Genomic DNA, 19,287 nt, shown 5'->3' with positions numbered 1-19,287 from the left:
ACGCACTATTATTTATAGATTCTCTGTGGTAGCAGATGATTTTTATCGAGAATAAAGTCATCAATGAAGTTTTTGATAACTGGTCTAAATAATTTCTTCTGCCAACGATATACATTTTCAAAGATCCGCTCAAACTGGTTCTTTTGTATCTCGACGTAGGCCATCAAGGCTGAAAAAATATGATTCAAAATCAGTTTAGATCGTCTTACTTGAAACTTTTCAATATGACAAACCTGTTTAATCACCCGGTGATATTGCTCTATTTTCCAATGACTTGAATGTAATTCATGAAAACCCTCAAAGGACAATAAATCATCTTCATCTTGATGCACAATATAAAACCTCTGCTGTTCTTTTAACTGAGTCTTAAATAATTGTACAAAGCCAAAATCTTTGAGCCAGACCACTTGACCCTGATGGAAATTTGGCAATAAACGCAGTTGAAACCATTGTCCTTTTTCTGGGGAAACCTTACGGTTACAGTCGATACCAAACATAAATCGAATACCATATTTTCTTATGGTTTTTAGATTTCCAGTCGATGAATACCAACTATCACCTGTAATAAATTGAATCTTTGCACCCCAACTGAGTACTTCACTTAACATATCCATAAAGTAATCATTCTTGGTTTTACTTTCAGATTTGTCATAAATTCGGAAATTAATTGGAATATTTTGACCATTCTGATCTGTCGCATACAAGGTAATGAGATTAATACCCTTGACGGATCGGTGGTGTTTGCCTGACCAAAAATAGCTAACCAAGTCCATATGTTGACTATAGGGTTTATCTAAAACAGTATCATCAATACTGACTATAAGTTTATTATTATCAATATGTTGAATTGCTTCTTGATATAGGTCGTGAGGTGTGTAGTCTTCACGTTCTAGAAAGCGATTTACACTATCATGCGAGATGTTATAAGTCTCGGCAAGTTGTGTGCAGCTAATAGAGTTCGGTTCTGTCATGAGAAAGCCCATATAAATGGGTAATGTACAAGTTGCTGTAGAAGCATGTTTAATTCGTCTGATCACAGATACTTTATAAAGTATTTTAATACTTTTTTGAATCCGTCAATGCGTAAGTCCTAGACTGTTAAAATATGAATTTGCATTATGCATCTGTAGCGGAGATGACTATAATCGAGCTCGGAATGAAATAGAGGAAAGACTATGTCACTGGCAAGTCAATTAAACGACAAGCAACTTGAAGCCATGAAATACACTCAAGGACCCTTGTTAGTACTTGCAGGGGCTGGTTCAGGTAAAACTTCGGTGATTACCCGTAAGATTGCCTACTTGGTGAAACACTGCGGCATTCCTGCTTATCGTATTACCGCGATGACGTTTACCAACAAAGCAGCACGTGAAATGAAAGAACGTGTCACCAAGCTGCTGTCACGTGAAGAGGCAAAAGGGCTTTCAGTCTCGACCTTCCACACCTTTGGCCTAAACATGTTGCGTTTAGAGCTGAAACACACGCCATTAAAAAATAATTTTTCTATTTTAGATGCAGACGACTGTAAGCGTATTTTGATGGACTTGATGCACCGTGACAATTTATCGGGTGCGGAAAGTAAAGAACTGATTGCCAAAGCCATGAAGATGATTTCAGATTGGAAAAACGATCTGATTCCACCTGAGCAAGCACACACCACCTGTGAAACCGCAGAAGATGTTCAGTTTGCGCACTTGTATCAACTGTATGAGCGTAATTTACGTGCCTATAATGCGGTCGATTTTGATGATCTGATTGTGATGCCGACGCGTCTTTTACAAGAAAATGCTGAAGTACGTGAGCGCTGGCAAAACCGTATTCGCTATTTATTGGTCGATGAGTATCAAGACACCAACACCGCACAGTATATTTTAGTGAAATTGCTGGTTGGGGTGATGGGACAGTTCACTGCGGTGGGGGATGATGACCAATCGATCTACGCATGGCGTGGTGCCAAGCCTGAAAACATGGCTTTGCTCAATGAAGATTTTCACAATTTAAAAGTAATTAAGCTCGAACAGAACTATCGTTCGACCAGTCGTATTTTAAAAGCGGCCAATACTGTGATTGGTAACAACCCGCATATTTTTGATAAAAAACTGTGGTCAGATAAAGGTCATGGTGAAGTAATTCGAGTGATTACGTGTCGCAATGATGACGATGAGTCAGAGCGCGTAGTGAAAGATTTAATTACGCATAAACTGATGAATGGTAAAAATTGGAAAGATTACGCCATTTTGTATCGAGGTAATTTCCAAGCACGTGCACTGGAAACACAACTGCGTCAAATGCAGATTCCGTATAAATTATCGGGTGGTCAGTCGTTCTTCGGACGGGCTGAAATCAAAGATGTGATGAGCTATTTGCGCGTCATTATTAACCCTGAAGATGACAGTGCATTTTTACGGATCATCAATACACCTAAACGTGCTATTGGGCCTGTGACTTTAGAAAAGCTGGGGCTGTTTGCACAAGAAAATCATTTGTCTTTGCTTTCAGCAGCGGGTGATCAGCGTCTCACTATGGTAATTCCTAAAAAAGCCACCACGCAGTTGGCGGAGTTTGCAGACTTCATTACCACCTTTACCCGTGAGTTGCTTGAGGATGATGAACCTGTACCGATTATTCGCAAGATGATGGTTGAAGCGGGTTATATCGACTATGTCAAAGAGTCTGCGGCGACGCCTGCGCAAGAAAAAACCAAGCTAGATAATATTGAAGTGCTGTATAGCAGTATTCAAAGTTTGATTAACCGTGCTGAAGATGTTGATGAGAAAAACATTGAAAGTGTAATTCGTAAAATGGTGTTGCTAGATATGTTAGAGCAGCAGCAAGAAGAAGAAGACACTGACAAAGTAAACTTGTTGACGCTGCATGCATCTAAAGGTCTAGAGTTTCCATATGTCTATCTGATTGGTCTTGAGGAAGAGTTACTGCCGCACAAAAACTCGATTGCTGCAGATACGGTTGAGGAAGAGCGTCGCCTGATGTACGTGGGCATCACCCGTGCGCGTCAGGGTTTAACCATCACGCTTGCAGAACAACGTAAGGCGGGCGGTCAAATGAAGCAAATGACACCAAGTCGCTTCTTGGATGAGTTGCCGCAAGATGAGTTGGAATGGTTGGGGCGTAAAAAGAAACTGGCGGGCAATGTCGATCCGAAATTACAAGCGCAACACTATTTGGACAATTTACGTGCGTTGATTAAGCGCTAAATATTTTTTTGTTTTAGAAATTTATTGTACTAGGAAAAAGAGAATGAAAGTTCAGGTTAAAGTGTTGGATTCACGTTTAGGCAATGAATGGCCAATGCCAACCTATGCGACAACGGGTTCAGCAGGCTTAGACCTTCGTGCATGTGTTGATGCTGCGACCGTCATTGAACCGGGACAAACTGTTTTGGTCAAAACGGGTTTATCTATTTATATTGAAGATCCACACTTTGCAGGTTTAATTTTACCGCGTTCAGGCCTAGGTCATAAGCACGGCATTGTTTTAGGTAACTTGGTGGGATTAATTGATTCGGACTATCAAGGTGAATTGATGGTGTCAGTTTGGAACCGTAGCCAAACAGCTTTCAGTTTAGAACCGGGTGAACGTCTTGCACAGTATGTACTTGTACCTGTGATTCAAGCCCAGTTCGATATTGTGAATGAATTTGAAGCAACAGAACGTGGTGCAGGTGGTTTCGGACATACTGGTCAAAACTAATCTCTCAGTGATAAAGTAAAACAACAAAGCCTCTCCATAAAAGAGGCTTTGTTGTTTTAATGCTGAATGATCATTTTTAGTTCATAAAAAGTTACAACTCTTTTTTGAATCCTTAGTAAAATTAAACCCAGCGTTAAGCATAACAACAAGGACAGCTGAAAGAGCTGTTGATCTGAATAAATTAGAAGTTAGACCTATGGATTTTCAGCCAAAATTTCCTGCACATATATTTCGTGCCTATGACATCCGTGGCAAATTGGATGTTATGAGTGCTGAGCTGATTCGTGCCATTGCACAAGCGCTCGCAACTCAATATTTAAAGACTGGGCAGACACGTTTAGCCATTGGTTATGATGCTAGACAAAGCAGTCCTGCTTTTGCAGAAATTATTTACAAAGAATGTCTTAAACAGGGCTTAGATGCGCAAATCATCGGATGTTGTGCTAGTCCTGTGTTGTATTACACGGCACGTCAGTTTGATGGCAACGGCATTATGGTGACAGCCAGCCACAATCCGAAGTCGGATAATGGGATCAAATGGATTATGCAGGGTGAGCCTCCTTTACCTGAGGCAATCCAGCAGGTGGCACGCGATGCAAATGAATATTTTGACAGCCATGCAGAGATGAACTGGCAAACGTTGCCACATCAGATCGTGCCTGAATATTGTCTGGCTTATCAGGCGGCATTGCTCAATGATATACAGCTCATGCCTCAACCGCGACCCTATAAAGTTGTGGTGGATGGTTTATACGGTTCGGCGGGACGCTGCGCCGTCTTGGTCTTAAAGGAACTCGGCTGTGAGGTACATGCTTTACGCTGTGAGGCCAATGGTGAATTTCCTGAACATGCCCCCGATCCCTCTCAAGCCAAACATCTATATCTGCTACGAAACGCCGTGCAACAGCAGCATGCTGATATCGGTATTGCCTTTGATGGTGATGGTGATCGTGTTGTATTGATTGATGAAATGGGCGTAATCATTTCAGCAGACCGTTTATTGTCCTTGTTTGCGCACATGTGTTTGGCCGATCATCCAGAACATGAAGTGGTTTTTGATGTGAAATGTTCCACCATGGTTCGAAATACAGTACTGGCCCATCAGGGTATTCCAAAAATGATTCGTACAGGCAGTTCTTTTTTGCGGAAATATTTGGCGCAATCTAAAGGACATGCGGTTTTTGGCGGTGAATATGCAGGGCATTATGTGTTTAATGATGGTCGTGGTTTTGGTTATGACGATGGTTTATATGCCGCACTACGTGTGTTGGAATACTTAAGCTTGAAGCAATGCACTTTGTCGGAAGCACTGGCAGACTACCCAGAGCGTGCCAGTACAGAAGATATTTATATCAGCACCCATCAGATTTCACCCGCGCTGGTTTTAGCGAATGTGGAAAAACAAAGTCAGCACTTTCAAGCGGAAATGAGTAAAATTGATGGCGTAAGACTTGATTTTGAGGATGGATTTGGCATTATTCGAGCATCGAATACGGGCGAGTATTTTACTGTGCGTTTCGACGCGGACAGTGATCAGCGGCTCCATCAAATTCGCCATAACTTTGTGCACATGCTGACGGCAGATTATCCGCAGATTGCACAAGACCTATTAGACGCCCATTAAGGAGAGGCACATGCCACATCAACATACTGGCCTCGACAAAGCACAAGTCCTGACTGAAGCTTTGCCGTACATTCAACGTTTTGCTGGAAAAACGCTAGTAGTGAAATATGGTGGCAATGCAATGACCGATCCTGAGCTTGAGAGCTCGTTTGCACGTGACATCGTTTTGTTAAAAACCGTCGGTTTAAACCCAATCGTGGTGCATGGTGGCGGTCCACAAGTGGACTCGTTTTTAAAGCAATTGGGGCGTGAGTCTGACCGTATAGATGGCATGCGTGTGACCGATCCAGCGACCATGGAAGTGGTTGAAATGGTGTTGGGTGGTAGTGTGAATAAATCCATCGTGAACTTGATTAACCAACATGGCGGTCGTGCCATTGGTTTAACGGGGAAAGATGGTAATTTACTGCGTGCACAAAAGTTACTGATGGAAAAAACTGCGGAAGATGGCACGGTACAAAAAATTGATCTTGGCCTAGTCGGTGAAGTGACCAGTGTTAAAACTGATGTATTGGAAATGTTTACCAGTGGTGATTTTATTCCTGTAATTGCACCCTTAGGTGTGGATGAAGAGGGCAATACCTATAACATCAACGCAGATTTAGTGGCTGGAAAAGTGGCTGAAGCTCTCGGTGCTGAAAAGCTGATTTTGTTGACCAATATATCAGGTGTTTTAGATGAAAATAAAAACCTACTCACGGGTCTAACCACCCAAGAAGTTGACCGTCTCATTGAAACGGGCGTGATTTATGGCGGGATGATTCCGAAAGTAGGTTGTGCTCTAGATGCGGTGAAAGGCGGTGTGGTAAGCGCGCATATTGTGGATGGTCGTGTGCCACATGCAACGTTGTTGGAGATTTTCACCGATCATGGTGTCGGTACATTAATTACCAATCGCAGTAATAAACACTAGCATTTTAAAAAAGCCTCTTCGGAGGCTTTTTTTAGGCCGATGCATTTTATAAAAATAGTTTTATGCGTGAATGTGTTCGGGTTATGAAGCATTGTGAATTGCAAGCCAGTCAGGACTCATGCACAATAAAACCATCATAAATAAATATGTTTAAATAAGATCAAGATTATGTGCCAACTGCTCGGAATGAATTGTGCAACACCGACTGATATTACCTTTTCATTTCGAGGCTTTTCACAGCGCGCGGGGATTACTTCAGACCATTGTGACGGTTTCGGGATTGCTTTTTTTGAGGATAAAGCTTGCCGTTTATTCGTTGACAATCAATCTGCAGTTGAGTCACCGATTGCTGAATTAATTCGTAATTATCCAATCAAATCACGCAATGTGATTGCACATATCCGCAAAGCGACGCAGGGAAAAATTAACTTAGAAAACTCACACCCATTTAGTCGTGAGTTATGGGGACGACAGTGGATTTTTGCCCATAATGGCGATTTGCATGACTTTGATCCTGTACTTTCAGGACGCTTTACCCCAGTGGGTAATACCGACAGTGAACGTGCATTTTGCTATTTACTTGATCAGCTGGTGAACAAGTTTGGCTATATCGAGCCAAGTCTAGATCAAGTTTTTGATTTATTAACGGATATTTCTCCACGGATTGCGGAGCATGGCACGTTCAATTTTTGTTTATCGAATGGACAAGCCTTGTTTAGTTATGCCATTACCAAACTGCATTGGTTGGTGCGTGAGTACCCATTTAAACCTGCGCAGCTGATCGACATTGATGTTGAAGTCGATTTTAGTCAAGTGACTACCGCAGAGGATCGCGTGGCCGTGATTACTACCGAACCGTTGACTCAAAATGAAGCGTGGACAGCCTTTGCACCAGGGGAAATGATTTTATTTCAATATGGCAAAGCGATCCGCCACCAAATGACCCATGTGGAACGTTTAATCCGAGAAGCCAAAGATCCGTCTTTAAAACGCGTCACTAAAGCAGATCAATATTAATTTATTTCAAAATGATTAGAATATAAAAGCATGTTGATAATAATATAAAACATGCTTTTATTTTGATACATACTTATAAAATAATAAAATCGATTAAATAATAACTTATTCTTTTGGTCGGATTTAAATTTATTTACCTATTTAAAATATATACTTAAGAGACTTCCTTCATAAATCATTTTTCAATCAATTTAATTGTTTATCTTTCACCCAATCTAAATTGTATATGCCAGCAAGTAAATTAAACCGCAGGTTTAATCTTTTACGACGATTTCTATATACACAAGATAAAATCTTAAAACATTTCATCCTTCCAAATACATGCTCTACTTGAATTCGTCTACGACCAATCTCTCTATTTAACTTTTTTAATTCAGAATCTAATTTTTCAGTTTTCTTTGCTTTAGATGGCATGAGGCATCCAAAACCCAATTTTTTTATCCCTAAATACCCCTTATCAACGATAAAAAAGGGCTTAAATTTTAATTTCCTCATACTTTTTTTAAATATTTTAAAATCATGCATGCTTCCATGACTTCCACATACACTCAGTATTTCACCTGTTGTATAGTGCATAGATAGCTGAAATTTAAAGGTATGTCGCTTTTTTTTACCGCTATACCATTTCTTCTGTTTTTTTTGGACGTTGAACTAATATTTCAGTTGCATCAATCACAACAACTTCCCAATCCACTTCATCTCGATTAGGAAGTTGTTTTGGCAAGTTAAATTTTCCAGAACGGATTAAGGTATCTTCAATAACACGTGTGATACGAATTGCACTCGTTTCAGATACACCGTAACTCATACCAAGATGGAAAAATGTTCGATATTCTCTCCAATATTCTATACATAAGAGCAAACGATCTTCCAACGGTAATTTATGCGGTCGTCCTTTACCAATATGACGAGGTAAATGCTTATTTAGCTCGGCCAACATGAGGTTAAATGTAGCCCAACTAACACCGGTAAGCCTACGAAACTTAACGTCTGATAATTTTTGAATATCTTTGAATTTCATCCAAGGATTATCTCTTGAATTAAATAATTTTGCTGATTAATTTAAGATCAAATAAATTGTACGTTTTTTGATTTATGACGGAAGTCTAAGTTTAATTGTGTGAAAATAGTATAAAACCAACCAATTTGATTCACTTTTATTTTTAATTATAGTCGATATGATTAATTCATGTAATTAATAGAATTCTTGCGTTAGTCAAATTTTAAGCAGCCAAAAGCTATATTTTATGAGGTTTTAGCCAATTCAAAAATTAGATAAACTATACTTTCGCAAGAGGTCTAATCTATTAATTTTTATTGGGTGGTCGGAATGATAATGAAGTGGGTTCCAGAATATAATACTGGTATCGATGTGATTGACGATCAACACCGTCGTATTCTTGATTATATCAATGAAATTGATGCGATTGATGTCAATACTGACCGTGAACGCGTGAAACAGATTTTAGAAAATATTATTGATTACACACAGTCTCACTTCACTTTTGAAGAGTCTCTCCAAGAAGAAGCGGGTTATAAATATCGTGTGCCACACAAACGTGTACATGATTTATTTATAAAAAAAATTGAATCTTATCGTGACCGTTTTGAGCTGGGTCATTCAATCGAAGCTGAGCTGCATGAAGTGTTGTCGAAATGGCTAATTAATCATATCCAGCACGATGATGCAGATTATGTCGGTGCCGTAAAAGAAAATATGATGGGCATTATCAAAGAAAAAGAAAAGAAAAAAGGGAAAAATTGGTTTGCTCGTTTCTTTTCATAAGTGAGCCAAACGAGGGATAAAAACAATAAATTTTAATTATATTTAGCGCAGCAAATCATCAGTTTTGATGGTTTGCTTTTTGTTTTTGATTTTCAGAAGCGAGCAAGGCAAAATAGCGCAAGACTTATTGAAGGAACGCATCATGCAAGACAATGCTCTGTCACGATGGTTATCGCCGCTGATGGCATTTTGTTTATCATTTATTATCATTGCCACACTTGCACCCTTGGTGGGAATTCAGGTTGAACGTCAGCTCGACTTTTGGTTACTTTGGTTAGTGACCATGGTGATCTTGGCTTTACCTGTGTGTTACTTAGAAATTGCCTTAGCCAAGCGTTCAAAAACCACGGCATTGAATGCTTTGTCGAGTTTGACACGTGATGCCGATGCTTCACAGACGTGGCGTCTTGTGGGATGGCTTGCTGTCGTTTTTATTCCTTTTTTAGCGGGCGGCATGTTGTCTAATGCTGCGCAACTATTAAATCAATATGCATTGGCCGATATGACATCGTCCGTGATCTTTATTGCTTTGGCTGTGGTTGCCATCGCGTTGTCTTTTGCCCCACGTCTGTTGACCTTAGCGTTAATGGCGGTCGGTGTGCTGATCTCCTTAGTGCTTGCAAACCTTTTTGGTACAGGAACCGCTGAGTGGCAAGTGACACCGGTTGAATTTTCAGAATGGGGCAGTGCAACGGTATTGGCTTTGGTGGCAAGTGGTTTAGGACTCGGCCTGTACTGGCAAAATAGTTTGGTACAAGTTCAGCAGCAAGATGCTGCAAGCAAGACTGTTTTACCGATTTGGATTGCACAAATTTTGGCGGTAGTTGCTTTTGCATTTTTTGCAGTCCAAGCGGCATTACCTGCGTATGCGATTGCTTTAACTGCGGTTGCAGCGGCAGCCGTGCTGTTACAGATGGCACGTGAGCAGTTGGCACAGCGCCAATTAAATATTGTGATTCAGTGGCTCGTGCTGCTGGCTGCAACGTTGGTGTGGTTGATTCCAGCCACTGGCCCGATTTTTAACATCTTACTGATGCTGTGGGGCTTAGTGATTTGTTTGATTTATGCCATTTTTGCTGGTTGGATTATGAAAATTAGCCATTTACGTAAGTCGATGAACTTTAGTAATGAAGCTTTTTATAATATTTGGCGCATTGCCGTGCGTGTGGTATTAACTGTTTCTATCGTATTGGCAATTGTAGCCGTACTTGGAAAACTGATTTAATGCGCATGCTTCAACAAGTCTGGGTTGCTTATGCAACAGCAGACCAGCAGTTTCATATTAGTGTGCCGTTTTCTGAGGGAATGACGGCACAAGATGCGATTCAACTGAGTGGTATAGGCTCGCAGGTTGAATTGCCTGAGCCTTTACAATTGGGCATCTTTGGTGTCCGATTGAAAGACCTTCAACAGGTTTTACAGGTAGGGGATCGTGTTGAAATTTATCGCCCTTTGAGCATTAATCCTAAAGATATTCGAAGGATACGTGCACAAAATAACCCCGTGGGGCGCTTTGCCAAAGGCAATCGCTTAAAACAATCGAAATGATATGAAAAACCCCTCAGTCGAGGGGTTTCTTTTTTAGAATAAGGCTTTATAGTGGGGGCGCGTTTAGAATCGCTTCTTTCGATGCTGGTAAGCCCGGCTGAGATGCAGGAATGGTTTCTAAGCCTTCAATTTTTTGCACAATACCGTTTGGGTCGAAATAGACTTTCAGGTGTTGACCTTGTGCAGCAGGAATCTTGGCTTTTTTAGCATACGTTCCTGGGGTATAATTGTAGATGTAGTCCCAACGTAGCGGATTCATTGGATCTGAAACTGTCGGGCTGCCAAGCAAAAAGCGAACTTGTTGATGGCTCATGCCAACTTGTATTTTTGACGCTTGTGCTTGAGTTAATGGCGTACCTTGAGGAATATCAACTTTATAAACGCCCAAGGTCGAACAGCCTGCGAGCAGTGAAGTGACGAATAACGCCAACATGATTTTTTGCATTTTGCTACACTATCCCAAATTAATTATGATGCAATTGAGCCACGGATAGATCATACTGCATCTACACTTTGTTGCATATTCTAACTTTAAATTTGTTGAGAGACCTTTTTACATGCCAATTTCAAATCAAGATCTACGCAAAGCTGGACTTAAAGTTACACTTCCACGAATTAAAATATTAGAACTACTAGAAAATTCAAAACAACACCATTTAAGTGCGGAAGATATTTATAAGACTTTACTTGAACAAGGTGAAGATGTCGGTTTAGCAACTGTTTACCGCGTGTTAACGCAGTTTGAAGCAGCGGGCATTATTCAGCGCCATCACTTTGAAAATAACCATTCTGTTTTCGAAATCATGCAAGACGATCATCATGATCATATCGTTTGTCAAAACTGCAACAAAGTGGTTGAGTTTAGCAACGAAGTGATTGAGCATGAGCAGCACGAAGTTGCTGAAAAGCATGGCTTTACTTTAACAGGTCACTCCCTAAACCTATACGGTTACTGTGATGCTGCAGAGTGCCAAGAAGCACTTCGTAAAAAGTAATCACTTAGATCTAAAAAAAGGGCTTCATGAGAAGCCCTTTTTTATTGTTTAAAGGAATACTTAAGCTTGTCCATCAAACGTGATGTTTGCACTGGCATGCAATAGACGATCACCGCCTTCTTCGGACAACTTGATTTGTAAACGTAAGTCGTTTGGAGAGTCGGCGTGTTTCAGCGCATCTTTATAGGTAATCTGCTTGGCTTTGTACAAATCGAATAAGGCTTGGTCAAAGGTTTGCATACCGAGTTCACGAGAACGTTTCATCAGGTCTTTAATTTCGTGGATTTCACCTTTACGGATCAAATCGGAAATTAACGGTGAGTTAATCAAAATCTCAATCGCAGCGCGACGTGAATTACCGTCAGGTGTTGGAATCAACTGCTGTGCAACCATCGCTTTAAGGTTTAAAGACAAGTCCATAAACAATTGGCTATGACGGTCTGCTTCAAAGAAGTGAATAATACGGTCGATGGCTTGGTTGGCATTGTTGGCATGCAGCGTTGCAAATACCAAGTGACCTGTTTCAGCAAAGGCAATCGCATAATCCATGGTTTCACGGGAACGAATCTCACCAATCAGAATTACATCGGGTGCCTGACGTAAGGTGTTTTTCAGTGCGATTTCAAAAGAGTCCGTATCAATGCCCACTTCACGCTGGGTAATGATACAGCCTGCATGCTCATGAATAAATTCAATTGGGTCTTCAATGGTAATGATATGACCTTTTGAGTTTTGGTTACGGTAACCAATGATCGAAGCTAAAGAGGTCGATTTACCCGTACCTGTTGCACCCACAAAGATGATGATGCCACGTTTGGTCATGGCCAACTCTTTGAGTACAGGCGGGAGTTTTAACTCATCCATGGTTGGAATTTGCGTCTCAATTCGACGCAAAACCATACCTGGCATATCACGCTGTTGAAAGGCACTGACACGAAAACGTGCAGTTTTATCCCGATTCATAATCGCGAAGTTGCACTCACGTGTGTCTGCAAATTCTTTACGCTGCTTGTCACTCATAATCGAGTTGAGCAGTTGCCCCGCGACATCACCCGTCAGCTTACCCTTAGCCACAGGCACAATTTGACCATTAATTTTCATGGAGGGCTCAACATCAGCGGTGATAAATAAATCCGACGCTTTTTGTTGAATCATATAATTGAGTAAGTCGTTAAAATCCATATCTATACCCCAAATCCATTGTTTTCTTATAAGAAGGTTTCAGGTTGCTTGGCAGCTGTACGCGCAGTCTGTGGACTGATCACCCCTTTGGTGACCAAGTTTTTCAGACTTTGATCCAGTGTGGTCATACCGTAGTTTGCACCAGTCTGAATAGCAGAATACATCTGTGCCACTTTGTTTTCACGAATTAAGTTACGAATGGCAGGAATACCAATCATGATTTCATGCGCGGCAACACGGCCACCGCCATTTTTCTTAAGTAAGGTTTGAGAAATCACGGCTTGTAGCGATTCAGATAACATGGCACGAACCATGTCTTTTTCTTCAGCAGGGAATACGTCAATCACACGGTCAATGGTTTTTGCCGCAGAGGTGGTATGTAGTGTACCGAAGACCAAGTGACCCGTTTCTGCTGCTGTGAGCGCCAAACGAATAGTTTCAAGGTCACGCATCTCACCCACGAGGATAATATCGGGGTCTTCACGTAGTGCTGAACGCAGTGCTTCGTTAAAACCATGTGTATCACGGTGCACTTCACGTTGGTTGATCAAGCATTTTTTTGACTGGTGTACAAATTCGATTGGGTCTTCAACCGTTAAGATATGGTCATAGCGGTTATCGTTAATATAATCGATCATTGCCGCCAATGTGGTAGATTTACCAGAACCGGTAGGCCCCGTCACTAAAACTAAACCACGTGGCAATTCACATAACTCTTTGAAGGTTTGTCCTAAACCTAAGTCTTCCATGGTCAGGACTTTAGACGGAATGGTACGGAATACTGCACCTGCACCGCGGTTTTGGTTGAATGCGTTCACACGAAAGCGAGCAATGCTTGGAACTTCAAAGGAAAAGTCCGTTTCTAATTTTTCTTCGAAATCACGACGTTGTTTGTCATTCATGATGTCATAGACCAGTTTATGCACTTCTTTGTGTTCTAAAGCTGGTAAATTGATACGACGAACTTCACCATCGACACGAATCATCGGTGGCATACCTGCAGATAAGTGTAAATCTGATGCCCCGTTCTTAGCCGAAAAGGCTAGTAATTCTGTGATATCCATTATTTCCCCGAGTTCATTTAAATGCTAATTATTTTGATAGAATAATAAGGCTTTCAATCAACTTAACCAACAGTTTGTTGAAAGGCAAAGCAAAAAAGATGACCGAAATGAGACCCTCGTCAATGAATATCTTGCAAAATTCACGTCAATACGTGTTATCCCAAATTAAACAGGCCTGCGAAATTTCAGGGCGTGACGTGGAGTCTGTAGAACTTTTGGCGGTTTCTAAAACACATCCGAGCGAAGTGTTACGAGACATGTACGCTTGTGGTCAACGCGCCTTTGGTGAGAACTACCTACAAGAGGCTTTGCAGAAGATAGAGGCGCTACAAGATTTAGAGATCGAATGGCATTTTATTGGGCATGTACAACGCAATAAAACCAAACATTTGGCTGAAAAATTTGCATGGGTGCATGGAGTTGATCGTTTAATTATTGCAGAGCGTTTATCGGCGCAGCGTCTGATAACACAACCACCATTAAATCTTTGTCTACAGGTCAATATCGATGCTCAAGACAGCAAAGATGGCTGCCAACCTGACGAGGTTGCTGAGTTGGTAAAAAGTATCAGTCAGTTGCCTCACATCAAGCTGCGTGGTTTGATGGTGATTCCTGCACCGAACAATACCCAAGCCTTTAAGGCCGCAAAAGCGTTATTTGACCAAGTGAAAGAGCGGCATGTACATCCTGAAGACTGGGATACCTTAAGCATGGGCATGTCAGGCGATATGGTCGATGCGATTGCAGCTGGGTCGACTATGGTTCGCGTTGGAACTGCCTTGTTCGGAGCGAGAGATTATTCACAGCATTAAGTCTAAATAGGGCTTCTTGTGCTTAAAGGCAGTGAGAAGCGCTTAACTTACAATTATATAAAACTAATAGGCTGCTGAAAAAATAGGCTTAATTTAAACTCATGAATTGAACCGTCTATAGATTAGACAGATGAACAATGATTGCCTGACAACGATAAAAATTGCATTTAGGATGAGGCCAAAATGAAAAAACTCTATTTATTTATCTCCCTGCTTTTGAGCTTATTTGTGGCAGCTTGTAGTAGTACAAATACCAAAATGAGTGAGATGAGTGCGGAATCTACGGTTCAGAATGCTCAGGTCGCTAAAAGTGAAAAATTAGGCACCAAGTGGGGTGATGAGATTAGTTCAAACGTCACGGAAGTCAATTTAAAACGCTTATCCAGTAGCCCAATTGCTGAATCACAAGTTCGCTATGCCAGCAAAAAATATGTGGGTAAGGCCGTGAACAGTCTGTCATTGGCCGCTGGAAAGATCAGTTTTTCGATTGTAGATGATGCGCAGCGTCCACTGCCTTTATTCCGAGATGGTCAGCAGTATTATTTATCTGGTAAAGATGGACAAAGTTATCAACTCAAATACCAAAACCATAGCAATAGCACGTTTGAAGTGGTTGCCAGTGTCGATGGTTTAGATGTTATTGATGGACGTGCAGCATCACGTAGCAATTCAGGTTATGTGCTTCGTCCACAGGGGGAGTTGATTGTTGAAGGCTTCCGTAAGAGTGACTCTGCGGTGGCATCTTTTACCTTTAGTCGACCGGAAGATGCCTATGCTGCAAACTCAGATCATGGTTCCATCCAAAATACAGGTGTGATTGGTACTGTGATTTACCCGCTACAGTCTGTGGCGACTACAGACAAAGCAGTAGATGCATCTAAATATGCGCCTCCACCAAAAGCATTCCCAGCGGATTAAAGCATTCGTTTGGATCTCACAGGGAGCACTTACATTAAGTAAGATGCTCCCTTTATTTTTAACTGAGAGATGGTGTCTTAAAACAAATCCAACTTTGACTTTCAAAAATCTAAAATTATCCCACTACCTCAATGGTACTGGCACCTGCGCCCAAAGCTTTGACTTGGATTTGCACAGGAATACGCTCATGCATTTCTTGGATGTGTGAAATCAGCACCACTTTACGACCTTGATTCTGTAATTGGTCGAGAGCATTCATGACCATGTGCAGGGACGATGCATCTAAAGTTCCAAAGCCTTCATCAATAAATAGAGATTCGATTTTCATTGACCCTGAGGCCATATTGGCAATGGCAAGAGATAGGGCAAGGGCAGTCAGGAAAGACTCGCCCCCAGAAAGTGATGCAACGGAGCGGGTCTCTCCATCCATATCATGATCAATAATAGCTAGACTCAGCGAATGCTCTAAACGCTTTAAGGTATAACGCTGTGAGAGTTGGTTGAGCTGTTGGTTGGCATGTTCCAGTAAAATATCGAGATTATATTGCTGCGCATAATCACGGAATTTTTTGCCAGTGGCATCTCCCATGAGGCCTGAAATTTTCCCCCAACGGTGTTCTTCCTGTTGTATGGCTTGAATCTGATCTGCAAATTGCTTTTGTTTTGCGACATTTTGCTGATGCAACTCAAGTTTAAGTTTGAGCTGATCGCGTATTTCAAGTTGTGTTTGCAGTGCTGTTTGATGCTCCTGCATTTGCTGTTGTAACTGTGCTGGGTCAATTTCAGGTTGATGGCCCAGATGTTCACTCAACTGCTCTTGCATGGTTTTCAATGCAGCATGTGCTTCATTTACTAGGCGTTCTGCATGCTGTAATTTCTGACGGATGTGTTGTTCCTGAGCCGAGCTAATTTGAGCCAGTGCATCTAAATCAGGCTTATGGAAATCAGGGTGCGCATTGAGCCAGTGTTGAAGGGTATTTTCTACTTGATTGGCACTGGTCTGATTCTGCTGCAACTGTGCTTTAAGCTGTTCTAGCTGATTTTTTTCCTGTTCGAATTGATGGCGCAATTGCTCAAAATGCTGTTTCAGCTGTTGATAATGGCTTTGCGTCTGCTGGCGATGTTGATCGTGCTGGATGAGCCACTCATTGGCTTTGATTTCAGTTAAGCCTGTCATTTGTTGGATTAATTGATTGGCTATTTCTGTATTTTGCTGTCCTCTTTGTTTGATCTCACTGAGCTGCTTGTTGGTTTCAGCGATGTGCCTACTGGTATTTTCGATATTCAGTTGATTGGTCTTGAACTGTTGCGTGGTTTGTTCGCGTTGCTGACGCCCTTGTTCCAACTGTTCCAGTTGTTGTGAACGGGTATTTAGACGTATCAAGATTTGCTGAGCGGTTTGGGGGGGCTGCTGTTGCCAAGCTGTTTTCTCAGCCTCAGAGAAGCACTGCACGATATGCTGAACTTGGTTGTGCAAACCGTTCGCTGTTTGTAGTAAATGTTCAATTTTTTGAATGTCTTGGATGCATTGTTGCTGGATTTTAATATTGTGTTGGAACTGCTCAGACTGTTGTTTGAGTTGTTGCAAATCCGAGTGATATTGCTCAGCCATTTGCATGAACTGAGTCTTCAACTCCGATGCTGTTAGGGTGAAGTCGAGCGCTATATTTGTCGTTTGACTGTGCTCGATTAACACGTGTTGCAAAGTACTAATTTTTTCAGAAAGTTGCTGAATTAAAGTTTGCCGTTGTTCTATTGCAGTATTCAGTTTAGTCAGCTGCTGCTGGGCGTATTGCCAGCCATCAAAGCAATTTTGTTCTTTCAGTGTTGCCTGTTGCTCCTGCTGTTGTTGAAGCTCAAACAGGGCCTTGGAGAGCGCAGTATCTTCCACTTTATAAGGATGTGAGGTACTGCCACAGACTAAACAGGGTTCGCCGTCTTGGAGTGCCGAGCGTAAATCTTCGATATTTTTAGCATGTAAAAGTCGTTGCTGTTGCAACACCTGTTGTAGCTGGATGCGTTCACTTTTGGCAGATTGAAAGGCTTGTTCTGCTTGTCGGCTATTGTGCTGCACGGCTTGAAGCTGTGTATTGGCATTGTCGAGCAGTACTTGCTGTTCTGTAGATTCAGCTTGTAGGTCAAAAAACTGCTGAATTTTCTGCTGAATCAGCTCGAATTGACTGAGCTGATTAATTTTCAACTCACGTTGTTGTTGTGTCTGCGCAATTTTGACTTCAAGTTGTTCGATCGTCCCGAACTGTTGAATCGACTGCTGTAATTGTTGTTTTTCTGATGCTAGCCGATGTTCCGCTTGAGCACGAGGCCCGAGTTGATGTTCAATTTTTTGATATTGATGAATGAACTGTTCTAGCTGTTGAGTATGGGCGCTGAGACCTTTGTCTAAGTTTACAAACTGTTGTGAGCTTTCCAGTTGCTGCTTACACTCGGTTTGCTGTCGATCAATATGTTGAATCAGCTGTTCAAGCTTTTGTTGTTGCTGAGTTAGGGGCAGCTTAGACTGCTCTAAAGCCTGCAATTTTTCCTGAACTTTCTTAAACTCAGCCCCAATAAAATCACGTTCTTGAATACATTTACGCACCTCATTCAATGCATCATGATGGGTACTTTCAAACTGTTGTAGTTCATTCACTGCTATTTCAGCTTGAGTAAATTGGGCTTTTTCACTTTCAAATTTAAGCTGTAAATGATCGAACAGTTGTTGCTGTTGTTGAATACGGGGCGTCAGTTGCTGCACCGTTTGCTGTAATTGTTGTTGTTGGAATACTACAGCACGAATTTCTGAAAAGATCTCCAAACGAGCCAAGTGTTCACGCTCAGGAGCTAAATCTTGTTGTAACTTGCTTTGTGTATCGAAGAGTTGTTGTTTGCTAATGATTTCACTGTCGAGTTTATGTTTGCGTTCGAACCATTGTTGTTGTTTTTCCAATTGCGACTTTTGAGCTTCAAGCTGTTTATAATCCCTGTCGCACTGCTGAAACTCTGTCGATAATGCAGTGACTTGTTCATCGGTTAACAGTTCAATATGACCCAGTACATTTTCCAGTTCTTTGCGCTGCGTGGCGACAGATTTGGTTTTTTCATATGCCAATTGACCAATTTTCCCAAAAATAGCGGAATTGGTCAGATATTCCAGCAATTCGCCGCGTTCATTGTCCCGTGCTTTTAAAAAAACAGTGACCTCAGATTGGGCCAATAAAACGGCACGAGTAAATTGTTCAAAACTGAGTTGAGTGATGCGTTTAATATTTTCATCGACGGCTTTGGCTTTATCCGCAACCACAACACCATCGGTGACACATTTTAAAGAGCGCTGCACACTTTGCAGTTTTCCGTCTGCTTTTTCCCGTGAACGTTTTAATTCCCAACGCGCGATATAGCGCTTTTGGTCTTGTGCAATAAAGCATAGCTCGGCATAGCCATGTGCAGTGCCACGACGCAGTACGGTCAAGGGGGAGTTGGTAAGTAGCTCTGAGCCATCGACATCTTGAAGTTTGCCATCACTGTCTTTTAGCCGTGGAATACGGTTAAACAATGCCAAGCACATGGCATCTAAAATGGTGGATTTACCTGCACCTGTTTTCCCTACAATGGCAATCAGACCTGCACTGGCTAAGGGATCACTTTCAAAATCAATCAAATGTTCGCCAGAAAGTGAAGCAAGGTTCTTAATTCGAATCGATAAAATATTCATACTAA

The 19,287-nt window shown here is 41.5% G+C and carries 17 protein-coding genes and 1 pseudogene; 11 read left to right on the top strand and 7 right to left on the bottom strand.

Annotation, left to right across the window (positions count from 1 at the left end):
• Nucleotides 1–8 precede the first annotated feature (8 nt).
• On the bottom strand, nt 9–1,037 hold the full coding sequence (locus tag AC4CUZ_RS18260) for an IS701 family transposase (RefSeq protein ID WP_007116247.1): 1,029 nt from the start codon (nt 1,035–1,037) through the stop codon (nt 9–11).
• A gap of 138 nt (nt 1,038–1,175) precedes the next feature.
• Between AC4CUZ_RS18260 and AC4CUZ_RS18255 the strand changes: the two genes are divergently transcribed.
• The 5 genes from AC4CUZ_RS18255 (at nt 1,176) to AC4CUZ_RS18235 (ending at nt 7,265) form a co-directional block, all read left to right on the top strand.
• The gene (locus tag AC4CUZ_RS18255) at nt 1,176–3,215 is read left to right on the top strand and encodes a UvrD-helicase domain-containing protein (RefSeq protein WP_004694892.1); all 2,040 of its coding nucleotides are present in this window, start codon (nt 1,176–1,178) and stop codon (nt 3,213–3,215) included.
• A 43-nt stretch (nt 3,216–3,258) separates the two neighbouring features.
• A complete protein-coding gene (dut, locus tag AC4CUZ_RS18250) occupies nt 3,259–3,711 on the top strand; it encodes a dUTP diphosphatase (RefSeq protein WP_004694889.1) in 453 nt (150 codons plus the stop codon).
• Between the two features lie 196 nt (nt 3,712–3,907).
• Nucleotides 3,908–5,335, top strand: coding sequence for a phosphomannomutase/phosphoglucomutase (locus AC4CUZ_RS18245; RefSeq protein WP_279042824.1), 1,428 nt, complete (start codon nt 3,908–3,910; stop codon nt 5,333–5,335).
• A 10-nt stretch (nt 5,336–5,345) separates the two neighbouring features.
• Complete coding sequence (gene argB, locus AC4CUZ_RS18240) at nt 5,346–6,248, top strand: acetylglutamate kinase (RefSeq protein ID WP_004984290.1); 903 nt, start codon at nt 5,346–5,348, stop codon at nt 6,246–6,248.
• Nucleotides 6,249–6,416: 168 nt separating this feature from the next.
• Nucleotides 6,417–7,265 (top strand): class II glutamine amidotransferase, encoded by an 849-nt coding sequence (locus AC4CUZ_RS18235; protein WP_010326014.1) that lies wholly within the window; start codon nt 6,417–6,419, stop codon nt 7,263–7,265.
• Nucleotides 7,266–7,451: 186 nt separating this feature from the next.
• Here AC4CUZ_RS18235 and AC4CUZ_RS18230 read toward each other — a convergent pair.
• Together AC4CUZ_RS18230 and AC4CUZ_RS18225 are read right to left on the bottom strand one after the other, a co-directional pair.
• Nucleotides 7,452–7,844: pseudogene (locus AC4CUZ_RS18230) on the bottom strand (transposase family protein); the annotation flags it as partial.
• Nucleotides 7,845–7,881: 37 nt separating this feature from the next.
• On the bottom strand, nt 7,882–8,286 hold the full coding sequence (locus AC4CUZ_RS18225; RefSeq protein WP_008942454.1) for a transposase family protein: 405 nt from the start codon (nt 8,284–8,286) through the stop codon (nt 7,882–7,884).
• Nucleotides 8,287–8,595: 309 nt separating this feature from the next.
• Between AC4CUZ_RS18225 and AC4CUZ_RS18220 the strand changes: the two genes are divergently transcribed.
• The 3 genes from AC4CUZ_RS18220 (at nt 8,596) to AC4CUZ_RS18210 (ending at nt 10,599) form a co-directional block, all read left to right on the top strand.
• Nucleotides 8,596–9,051 (top strand): bacteriohemerythrin, encoded by a 456-nt coding sequence (locus tag AC4CUZ_RS18220; protein WP_005400160.1) that lies wholly within the window; start codon nt 8,596–8,598, stop codon nt 9,049–9,051.
• A gap of 142 nt (nt 9,052–9,193) precedes the next feature.
• On the top strand, nt 9,194–10,276 hold the full coding sequence (locus AC4CUZ_RS18215) for a hypothetical protein (RefSeq protein ID WP_279691571.1): 1,083 nt from the start codon (nt 9,194–9,196) through the stop codon (nt 10,274–10,276).
• Nucleotides 10,276–10,599 (top strand): RnfH family protein, encoded by a 324-nt coding sequence (locus tag AC4CUZ_RS18210; protein ID WP_104222298.1) that lies wholly within the window; start codon nt 10,276–10,278, stop codon nt 10,597–10,599. Before AC4CUZ_RS18215 ends, AC4CUZ_RS18210 begins: the two co-directional genes overlap by 1 nt.
• Nucleotides 10,600–10,645: 46 nt before the next feature.
• Here AC4CUZ_RS18210 and AC4CUZ_RS18205 read toward each other — a convergent pair whose 3' ends face one another.
• Nucleotides 10,646–11,044 (bottom strand): outer membrane protein assembly factor BamE, encoded by a 399-nt coding sequence (locus AC4CUZ_RS18205; RefSeq protein ID WP_004694868.1) that lies wholly within the window; start codon nt 11,042–11,044, stop codon nt 10,646–10,648.
• A 112-nt stretch (nt 11,045–11,156) separates the two neighbouring features.
• Between AC4CUZ_RS18205 and fur the strand changes: the two genes are divergently transcribed.
• Nucleotides 11,157–11,594, top strand: a complete 438-nt coding sequence (gene fur / locus AC4CUZ_RS18200; RefSeq protein WP_004694866.1) for a ferric iron uptake transcriptional regulator — start codon at nt 11,157–11,159, stop codon at nt 11,592–11,594.
• Nucleotides 11,595–11,654: 60 nt separating this feature from the next.
• Here fur and AC4CUZ_RS18195 read toward each other — a convergent pair whose 3' ends face one another.
• Both AC4CUZ_RS18195 and AC4CUZ_RS18190 read right to left on the bottom strand, forming a co-directional pair.
• Nucleotides 11,655–12,776 (bottom strand): PilT/PilU family type 4a pilus ATPase, encoded by a 1,122-nt coding sequence (locus tag AC4CUZ_RS18195; RefSeq protein ID WP_004984301.1) that lies wholly within the window; start codon nt 12,774–12,776, stop codon nt 11,655–11,657.
• 26 nt (nt 12,777–12,802) lie between these two features.
• Nucleotides 12,803–13,840 (bottom strand): type IV pilus twitching motility protein PilT, encoded by a 1,038-nt coding sequence (locus tag AC4CUZ_RS18190; protein ID WP_004694862.1) that lies wholly within the window; start codon nt 13,838–13,840, stop codon nt 12,803–12,805.
• Between the two features lie 122 nt (nt 13,841–13,962).
• On the opposite strand from AC4CUZ_RS18190, the gene AC4CUZ_RS18185 reads away from it, so the two are divergent.
• Both AC4CUZ_RS18185 and AC4CUZ_RS18180 read left to right on the top strand, forming a co-directional pair.
• A complete protein-coding gene (locus tag AC4CUZ_RS18185; protein ID WP_279691568.1) occupies nt 13,963–14,652 on the top strand; it encodes a YggS family pyridoxal phosphate-dependent enzyme in 690 nt (229 codons plus the stop codon).
• Between the two features lie 183 nt (nt 14,653–14,835).
• The gene (locus AC4CUZ_RS18180; RefSeq protein WP_279691566.1) at nt 14,836–15,570 is read left to right on the top strand and encodes a hypothetical protein; all 735 of its coding nucleotides are present in this window, start codon (nt 14,836–14,838) and stop codon (nt 15,568–15,570) included.
• Between the two features lie 115 nt (nt 15,571–15,685).
• Here the strand turns inward: AC4CUZ_RS18180 and AC4CUZ_RS18175 are convergent, their stop codons facing one another.
• Nucleotides 15,686–19,282, bottom strand: a complete 3,597-nt coding sequence (locus AC4CUZ_RS18175; protein WP_279691564.1) for an AAA family ATPase — start codon at nt 19,280–19,282, stop codon at nt 15,686–15,688.
• Nucleotides 19,283–19,287: the final 5 nt, after the last annotated feature.

This window comes from Acinetobacter sp. 789_lipA, assembly GCF_058242845.1.
The sequence above is the reverse complement of the archived record's forward strand: the minus strand, read 5'-3'. Positions and strand labels throughout refer to the sequence as shown.

Excerpts from the sequence above, each read along its gene's own strand:
- dut (WP_004694889.1), top strand. The coding sequence starts at position 3,259 with ATGAAAGTTCAGGTTAAAGTGTTGGATTCACGTTTAGGCAATGAATGG.
- AC4CUZ_RS18175 (WP_279691564.1), bottom strand. The coding sequence starts at position 19,282 with ATGAATATTTTATCGATTCGAATTAAGAACCTTGCTTCACTTTCTGGC.
- argB (WP_004984290.1), top strand. The coding sequence starts at position 5,346 with ATGCCACATCAACATACTGGCCTCGACAAAGCACAAGTCCTGACTGAA.
- AC4CUZ_RS18225 (WP_008942454.1), bottom strand. The coding sequence starts at position 8,286 with ATGAAATTCAAAGATATTCAAAAATTATCAGACGTTAAGTTTCGTAGG.
- AC4CUZ_RS18185 (WP_279691568.1), top strand. The coding sequence starts at position 13,963 with ATGAATATCTTGCAAAATTCACGTCAATACGTGTTATCCCAAATTAAA.
- AC4CUZ_RS18220 (WP_005400160.1), top strand. The coding sequence starts at position 8,596 with ATGATAATGAAGTGGGTTCCAGAATATAATACTGGTATCGATGTGATT.
- AC4CUZ_RS18180 (WP_279691566.1), top strand. The coding sequence starts at position 14,836 with ATGAAAAAACTCTATTTATTTATCTCCCTGCTTTTGAGCTTATTTGTG.
- AC4CUZ_RS18235 (WP_010326014.1), top strand. The coding sequence starts at position 6,417 with ATGTGCCAACTGCTCGGAATGAATTGTGCAACACCGACTGATATTACC.
- AC4CUZ_RS18215 (WP_279691571.1), top strand. The coding sequence starts at position 9,194 with ATGCAAGACAATGCTCTGTCACGATGGTTATCGCCGCTGATGGCATTT.
- AC4CUZ_RS18245 (WP_279042824.1), top strand. The coding sequence starts at position 3,908 with ATGGATTTTCAGCCAAAATTTCCTGCACATATATTTCGTGCCTATGAC.
- AC4CUZ_RS18190 (WP_004694862.1), bottom strand. The coding sequence starts at position 13,840 with ATGGATATCACAGAATTACTAGCCTTTTCGGCTAAGAACGGGGCATCA.
- AC4CUZ_RS18255 (WP_004694892.1), top strand. The coding sequence starts at position 1,176 with ATGTCACTGGCAAGTCAATTAAACGACAAGCAACTTGAAGCCATGAAA.
- AC4CUZ_RS18195 (WP_004984301.1), bottom strand. The coding sequence starts at position 12,776 with ATGGATTTTAACGACTTACTCAATTATATGATTCAACAAAAAGCGTCG.
- fur (WP_004694866.1), top strand. The coding sequence starts at position 11,157 with ATGCCAATTTCAAATCAAGATCTACGCAAAGCTGGACTTAAAGTTACA.
- AC4CUZ_RS18205 (WP_004694868.1), bottom strand. The coding sequence starts at position 11,044 with ATGCAAAAAATCATGTTGGCGTTATTCGTCACTTCACTGCTCGCAGGC.
- AC4CUZ_RS18210 (WP_104222298.1), top strand. The coding sequence starts at position 10,276 with ATGCGCATGCTTCAACAAGTCTGGGTTGCTTATGCAACAGCAGACCAG.